We start from the raw sequence: 6,980 nt of genomic DNA, 5'->3' as shown, positions 1-6,980 counted from the left end.
TAAGCTAATTCACATTTTTAAAAATACTTGATTTATTTTATTTATCATTCCATCAATTTTTACAATTATCTATGTCATTTTGGAATCTCCCTTAGTTTTTATTAGTAAATAAGATGCGTTTGCCCTGGGGCATGGGGCGATCGCATCTTTGTTAAGAGTATGGCCTGACACTGGAAGAATCTGGACTAACGATATTGACCCCAACAAAGAGGCAGATTATCACTATGATGCAACGTTATCTCAATCATGGGATTCTTTGCCAGAATGCGATTGGATTTGTACTAATCCACCATACGCGGAATTTGCTGCACCAATCATCAAGAATGCCTACCAGAAAACGCGTGTGGGTGTGGCTGCTTTTTTACTTACCAGTTTTCTCGAACCTTGCGATGACCGGGCTGATTTCTTGCAGCAGCATCCGCCATCACTTGTACTGATTCTGCCACGCTTCTGTTTTCGGAAAGACAAACGGGGTACTCGTTGGGCTACCGATAACATAACCATTTCGTGCTTTGTATGGGACAAACGTACAACAGGACAACGCATTATTGTGCGTCCCAAATCAGAAATTATTGGGTTTTACAAGAATCCAGAACAGGCTATTTCACAGGAACGGGCAGAAGAAATTGTTCAAGCGATCGCCAAAGGAGAATTATGAAACAGATGACACTTTTTGATGAACCAACTGCTGTTTTACCAGTCAGTTATTATCCAGATTTCTTGAGCAAGTATGAAGCAGACGAACTTTACCAACATTGCCAAGAACTGCAATGGCAGCAAAACCAAATCAGGATGTTGGGTAAGACGATACCTGTTCCGCGCTTAGAGTGCATTTATGGTGATGAGGGCTGTGATTATCTCTACTCCAAGAGCGTATTACTCAAGCCATTAACTTGGACAGACGCTCTCGCTAAGTTACGCGACAGAATCACCGCAACTGCTGGCTATAGCTTCCGCATTGTCATTGGTAATCAGTACAGAAGTGGCTCTGACAGCATCGGCTGGCACAACGATAGTGAAGCATCAATGGGATTTAACCCAGCGATCGCATCAATCAGTCTGGGTTCGATGCGGAAGTTTCAGATTAAGCCTATCGGGGGTAAGTCTACTGACTTCTGGCTGGAACATGGGAGTCTGCTAGTGATGCTTCCAGGCTGTCAGAGTACTTATCTGCATCAAGTTCCGAAGACCAATAAAGTCGTTAGCACACGGATTAATCTGACATTTCGCCCACACATCGGGGGCAAGAGATAACGGCATTAGTGAGTTTATTGCCCAACAGTGCCTACAATCCCAAACGCCTATGTTTGTGGGGGCAAATGCCTACTACCAGGGGCAACAATTTAAAACCCGCGATCGTAAGGGTGGCGAAATCAAAGAGTTTCCCCTTCAACTGCAATTGCGAGAATTTCCTTTAAAAGCGCCTAATTAAAGCAAAAACCCCCGCAATATAGCGCAGTGCAGGGGAATGACAAAGTAACAAGTTCTAACACAGGTGCAGGTATGAGTTTAACAGAAAACATGATGAAAGGAGGTCTAGAAAGATGAATTGGCTCTCTGACCAAAACAGTTTTCTAGCCTGGGAATCGCGTTCTAGGGACACGATAGAAGTCAAACGTTGTTATGTAGACGTGGCTGGCGGTGACTTAATCGCTGGAATTTTACTTAGTCAGATCATTTACTGGCATTTACCGGATCATGAAGGGCAATCCCGACTCAGAATTGAACGTGAGGGGCACAAGTGGCTGGCTAAAAAGCGTGATGATTGGTGGAAAGAGTGCAGAATTACACCCAAGCAATTTGATACAGCTATCAAGTTATTAGAGTCCAAAAATCTAATTGTGACTGCGCTTTACAAATTTGCTAATAGTCCAACTAAACATATCCGAATCGACTGGGAGAACTTTCTTGAACTATTAAATCTTGTAGTTCAAACTCCATCATTAGCTCCTGAACATATCAAAACACAAGTAGCTTCTGGTTCTGACGAAAAAGTGAATTTCCGAAAAGGTGAAAATGGAATTGCCGAAAAGGTGAAAATGGAATTTCCGAAAAGGTTAAATTCCAATTGCCGAAAAGGTGAAAATGATCTAATAGATACAGAGATTACTTCAAAGATTACTTCAGAGATTACACACAATGCGCCCCTGGCTTCGCCACCCGCGCCCCCCACCCATGAAAGTGTGTGTGAAAAAGAAGAACTTGATTTAACAACGAAAGAAATTGAACTTGAAGAACCAAGCTTAGAAAAACCAACCCCAGAAGAACCAACCCCACAATTACCCACTTCGTTGTCAAAAAAATCCGAGTCTTTGCAACAAACCGATAACACCTCTTGTAGGTCAACTATTGCGGGGGGGTCGTTCGAGAAACGCGAACAAGCGAATAAGCCGCAACTAACCTGTCCCTACAAGACAGCCCGGAACGTGAAAGAACTGATTGATGCTTGGTTAACAGACCCGACTGCTATGAGTGATGATTCTCTACCACTGCTTGTCAGAGAAACAATCAAGTGGAATTGCTGGGTTTTACCTTGGCGCAATGGAGAGCGAAAGCTGAATAACTTGTACCAGAACTTCAACCCCATAGTCGTGGACTTCCTGGCACAAGAATTAGCCACTAAATCGAAACGCTCCGCACGACAGGAAATAGATCATGCGATCGCAGTCATGAACACCTGGGAGAAAACCAAGGGTGGGTGGACGAACCTAATGCAGCGCTATAACCAAGCATTGCAAACAGAAAAACAGCCCCTACCTCAACAGCGCACTGCTTTGGCTCACAAAGTAAAAAATATCACTAGCAGTTCGCTCGAAGATGCCTTGGCACAAGACCGGATACGCCGTCAGCAAGAGCAATCCATTCGGGTTCCATCCAATGAGTATCAGCATAGCCCACAAATGCTGGAGCTAAAGGCAAAACTTCAAGCCAAAGCAAATGAGCCAAAAGTTCCGAGCAACTCCAAACCATCTTCCACCACGAATTTGAGAGAAGTTGAAGCGCAGTTAAAATTAGCACTTAGAGCATGACTATGTACAGCAATCAAGACAACGTAGTTTCTTTTGCCCCTGATCGAAATCAAGTCAACTTGCCCCCACAAAACATTGAGGCTGAAGAAGCTATTTTAGGCGGAATTATGCTTGACCCAGAAGCAATGACTAGAATCAGCGATCGCTTAGTAACCCAAGCCTTCTACATCAGCGCCCACAAAGATATTTATCAAGCCGCAGTCCAACTTCATGCTACATACCAACCTACAGATTTACTTTCTGTCACCGCATGGTTGGCTGACCACAATTTGCTCAATCGCATTGGTGGCAGAAACAAATTAGCGACTCTGGTAGACCGCACTGTATCCGCCGTCAACATCGATGCTTTGGCCGATCTGGTGATGGAGAAATATCGACGACGGCAGTTAATTAAAGCTGGGAACGAAGTTGTCAAACTCGCTTACGAAACAGAAACTGAACTACCGCTTGTACTAAACCTTGCTGAGGCGGAAGTTTTTGGCGTTACCCAAAATCAAAGCGATGAACGCTCTTTGGTTTTCTCAGCGCAAGACATGGGCGTTGAACTTTTTCAAAAGCTGGAGATGGGGAATATGGCAGGTGACAGAGTTGGCTGGTACGACCTTGAAAATATCACTGGTGGCATTTATCCCAGCAGCTTAGTTGTAGTGGCTGCTGAGTCGCACATGGGCAAAACTCACTTTATGATTTCTTACGCTTATGAAATCATGACCAAACTTGGAAAACCAGTTCTGTACGTGACTCCAGAAATGGATAAGAATCAACTCAATGCCCGAATGCTGGCCCGAATCACAGGCGTAGACGCTTCTATGATTCAAACCAATACTCAGCACTACTGGGAACCAATAGCACAAGGCATAGGACAAATGGTAGAACTGCCTTGGAAGGTTTACGAGCATTCCTCCCCTACAACCCCAATGATTGCGAGTGCGGTGCGCCGTGCCATTGCCGAATTTGGTGGTTCTATTGGTGCTGTGTTCATTGATTACTTGCAACAGATTCCTTTGGAGTCCGGTGGGAACATGGCTTTTGAAGTCGGCAAGATTACTCGCCAGATTCGGGATATTGCCAAGTCTCACAAAATCCCTGTTTTCTTGGGCTGTCAAATCAATCGGGGGAATCAAACAACGGCTGACAAACGCCCCAATCGTCATCTGTTACGTAACTCTGGTGAAATCTTTGAGGTTTGCGACCAGTTAATCATGCTTTACCGCGATGCTGTTTACACAAAAGACCCAAGCGATCGCACTATCGAGTTGATTGTTGAAAAAAACAGGCTTTACGGTAAGCTCGGCACTGCGACCATGTTGTGCGATTTATCCACATCGAAATTTTTGAACTTGGCAAGATAATTTGATGCAATGAACTTTTTTTAAGTCTTAGAGGTCGATATATGAAAGCGCTATCCGTCCGTCAGCCTTGGGCATGGGCAATAATTTATGCTCTTAAGGATATTGAAAACCGAGGCTGGCCCATTCATTATCGCGGCGACATTCTGATTCACGCCGCAAAAACCTGTACCAAAAAAGAATACTTTGAGGCGAAAGAATTTTGTCAAAGCATGGGAGTAGTAATCCCAGAACTAATCTCTCTCCGTCGCGGTCAAGTCATCGGTATTGTCACAATAGTTGATTGCAAGTTTTCACAAGTTGCATCTGGTTGGGGGATGCCTGGGCAATATCACTGGAAGCTGGAAAATCCACGAGAGATTACACCGATTCCTTACATTGGTCAACTGGGGATTTTTGAAGTGCCAGATGATTTGGTCATGGAGGTGGCTGCATGACTAAATCAGTAATAGTTGAGTTATCTGCAATACCCGAAAAATTCTTAGAGGACGACCTTAGAGCTTCACAACTGCATAGCCAAGGATGCCTCTATCCGTATCTCGAAAAGAAAAAGCTACTTGATGGCTCAATAGTTTTTTACCCACGAGTTATAGGCCAACGTGACCCAAACAACCCGACTCAGTGGCGATGGGGTTTTAACTGGGAAGAACGAGTTGATGGAGTATGGAAAGGTCGAAGTATCGGCTCAATTCCCCCTGGCGCTATTCCAATGATTCGTCTAATGCAACAGCAGGGGGCAACTAAGGAAGATATTATCGCTTTTATCAAAAAAGCGAAATCCAAAAAGACATCACCAAAATCAGATGTCTGCAAAAATTTTGATAACACAAAATTAAAACCAGTTCTGCCAGATGATGCTCCGATCGCCGTAGTACTTTTTGCTGGTGGCGGCGGGATTGAAACGGGGATGGTGCAAGCTGGTATTCGCCCAGTCATTGCAGTAGAGTTTGACCCAAGTAAACCAGACTTGAGCAGGGCGATCGCCAAAACCCATCACCACAACTTCAGCGAGTATGGCTGTAGAATAATCCAGCTAACAGTCCAAGAAGTAGCAGAGTCAGGATTTCTAGGTTTTCCCCGCCGCCCCGATTACCTTCACGCCTCGCCAGTATGCGCCAACTTCAGCCAAGCCCACACAGCTAAAGCGGGTAAGGGTATTGAAACGGCTGACGATCTGACGGCTGCGATCGCGGTAGCTCAAGCCATCCGACAGTTGCTGCCACGGGTGTTTACGCTGGAGAATGTCCCACGCTATCAGAACAGTCAGAGTTTTGCCGTCATCTTGGATGCTTTGGAGCAAGAGGGGTACTCGGTCGATTACAGCGTCGTCAACATGGCTGATTTTGGACTGCCCCAGGCGCGGCGGCGGTTAGTTTTGATTGCCAGTAGGGGGTTTCGCGTTGCCCTACCTACGGGAGCTACACCTTGTGGTTGGTACGAGGTGATCACTCATCTCATTCCCACGATGCCCGACTCTCAACTACTCCCCAAACAACGGCAAGCGGTAGAACAATTTCTGACGGCTAACGAACCAACGCCACTGCTAATACAGAGAGTTGGGGGGCGCAACGGAATGAAGTATAAGCCTGGGCATCTACCCTGCAATACGATATTGCGATGGCGCGAGCGCCCGCCGGAGGCGATCGCATTTCACCGATCACAAAGGTTGCAACCGAAGCAAATTCGCTGATATCTGGTTGCCGGATGGTACGGTCAAATCCTTATCAATTCAAGGTGTGGCGAGGTTACAAGGGTTTCCCAGTTGGTACGAGTTTCCCAACGAGACTGCTACGGCTGGGTCAATCATCGGCTATTCTGTCCCGCCCAGTTTCGCAACACAACTATTTATATCTGCACAGAGCAAATTATTAGGAGTGACTGTATGACTAACCGATGGACTAAACTTAGAATAGTGCTGGTACATTTCTCCGCCGTGGGGCCAAACCAATTCGCAATAATTAATTTTGGGTACAAACCCTAGCATGTGGGAATTAAAAATGTAAAATTAAAAATGCAAAATTAAGATTTGCTTCTTCAATTTTTAATTAATAATTTTTAATTTTTAATTTCGAGAAGCGACTTGACCGTTCAGGATAATCAAACCTTGAGTTTCTAAATAGTGAAGCACTTGGTTAACACATTGTTCAACAGTAAATCGATCGGTTTGACAGATAATCTCTGGATTTATTGGTTCTTCGTAGAGGTCGGAGATCCCAGTAAAATGTTGAATTTGTCCGGCTCTAGCTAATGCATAAAGTCCTTTTACATCACGGGATTCACAAACGGCTATAGGAGCATGAACGTAAATTTCGATAAAGTTGGTAGAAGTCTTTTTGAGTTCCTCTCGAACTTGACGATAGGGACTGATCGCGGCAACGATCGCTACTATCCCATTGCGACTGAGTAAGTTGGCCACAAAACCAATGCGCCGAACATTGATATCTCTGTCTTGTCTACTAAATCCAAGTCCATGAGGGGAGCAACGCGATTTTGTGAGGTTGGGTAAAAAAGCTGCGATCGCTAAAACTTACATTTGTGTATCAGGTGATTTTATTTGCAATTAATACACGTAATTACACGAAAAATCATCTTGATGAGATAT

At 44.7% G+C, this 6,980-nt stretch carries 9 protein-coding genes; 8 read left to right on the top strand and 1 reads right to left on the bottom strand.

What is annotated here, in order from left to right; all coding sequences use genetic code 11:
* Window positions 1–148 precede the first annotated feature (148 nt).
* From H6G92_RS37775 to H6G92_RS41285, 8 genes are all read left to right on the top strand, one after another.
* Window positions 149–658, top strand: coding sequence for a hypothetical protein (locus tag H6G92_RS37775; protein ID WP_242059510.1), 510 nt, complete (start codon window positions 149–151; stop codon window positions 656–658).
* The gene (locus H6G92_RS37770; protein WP_190901866.1) at window positions 655–1,254 is read left to right on the top strand and encodes an alpha-ketoglutarate-dependent dioxygenase AlkB family protein; all 600 of its coding nucleotides are present in this window, start codon (window positions 655–657) and stop codon (window positions 1,252–1,254) included. Before H6G92_RS37775 ends, H6G92_RS37770 begins: the two co-directional genes overlap by 4 nt.
* A gap of 49 nt (window positions 1,255–1,303) precedes the next feature.
* Window positions 1,304–1,432, top strand: coding sequence for a hypothetical protein (locus H6G92_RS40715; RefSeq protein ID WP_277926947.1), 129 nt, complete (start codon window positions 1,304–1,306; stop codon window positions 1,430–1,432).
* A gap of 112 nt (window positions 1,433–1,544) precedes the next feature.
* Window positions 1,545–3,029 (top strand): hypothetical protein, encoded by a 1,485-nt coding sequence (locus H6G92_RS40105; protein ID WP_242059509.1) that lies wholly within the window; start codon window positions 1,545–1,547, stop codon window positions 3,027–3,029.
* Window positions 3,026–4,381, top strand: coding sequence for a replicative DNA helicase (locus H6G92_RS37760; protein ID WP_313890064.1), 1,356 nt, complete (start codon window positions 3,026–3,028; stop codon window positions 4,379–4,381). The genes H6G92_RS40105 and H6G92_RS37760 overlap by 4 nt, the downstream gene beginning before the upstream one ends.
* Window positions 4,382–4,422: 41 nt before the next feature.
* Window positions 4,423–4,815 carry an ASCH domain-containing protein gene (locus H6G92_RS37755; protein WP_190901865.1) on the top strand — a complete coding sequence of 131 codons (393 nt, stop codon included), beginning with the start codon at window positions 4,423–4,425 and terminating at the stop codon, window positions 4,813–4,815.
* Complete coding sequence (locus H6G92_RS37750) at window positions 4,812–6,068, top strand: DNA cytosine methyltransferase (protein WP_242059508.1); 1,257 nt, start codon at window positions 4,812–4,814, stop codon at window positions 6,066–6,068. The genes H6G92_RS37755 and H6G92_RS37750 overlap by 4 nt, the downstream gene beginning before the upstream one ends.
* Window positions 5,959–6,264 carry a DNA cytosine methyltransferase gene (locus H6G92_RS41285; protein WP_390625546.1) on the top strand — a complete coding sequence of 102 codons (306 nt, stop codon included), beginning with the start codon at window positions 5,959–5,961 and terminating at the stop codon, window positions 6,262–6,264. Before H6G92_RS37750 ends, H6G92_RS41285 begins: the two co-directional genes overlap by 110 nt.
* Window positions 6,265–6,440: 176 nt before the next feature.
* On the opposite strand, the gene cysC is transcribed toward H6G92_RS41285, so the two are convergent.
* Window positions 6,441–6,896, bottom strand: coding sequence for an adenylyl-sulfate kinase (cysC, locus tag H6G92_RS37745; RefSeq protein WP_190901867.1), 456 nt, complete (start codon window positions 6,894–6,896; stop codon window positions 6,441–6,443).
* Between the last annotated feature and the right edge of the window lie 84 nt (window positions 6,897–6,980).

This window comes from Nostoc foliaceum FACHB-393 (genome assembly GCF_014698505.1).
Taxonomy (GTDB): domain Bacteria; phylum Cyanobacteriota; class Cyanobacteriia; order Cyanobacteriales; family Nostocaceae; genus Nostoc; species Nostoc foliaceum_A.
This window is presented reverse-complemented; position numbering and strand designations above follow the sequence as displayed.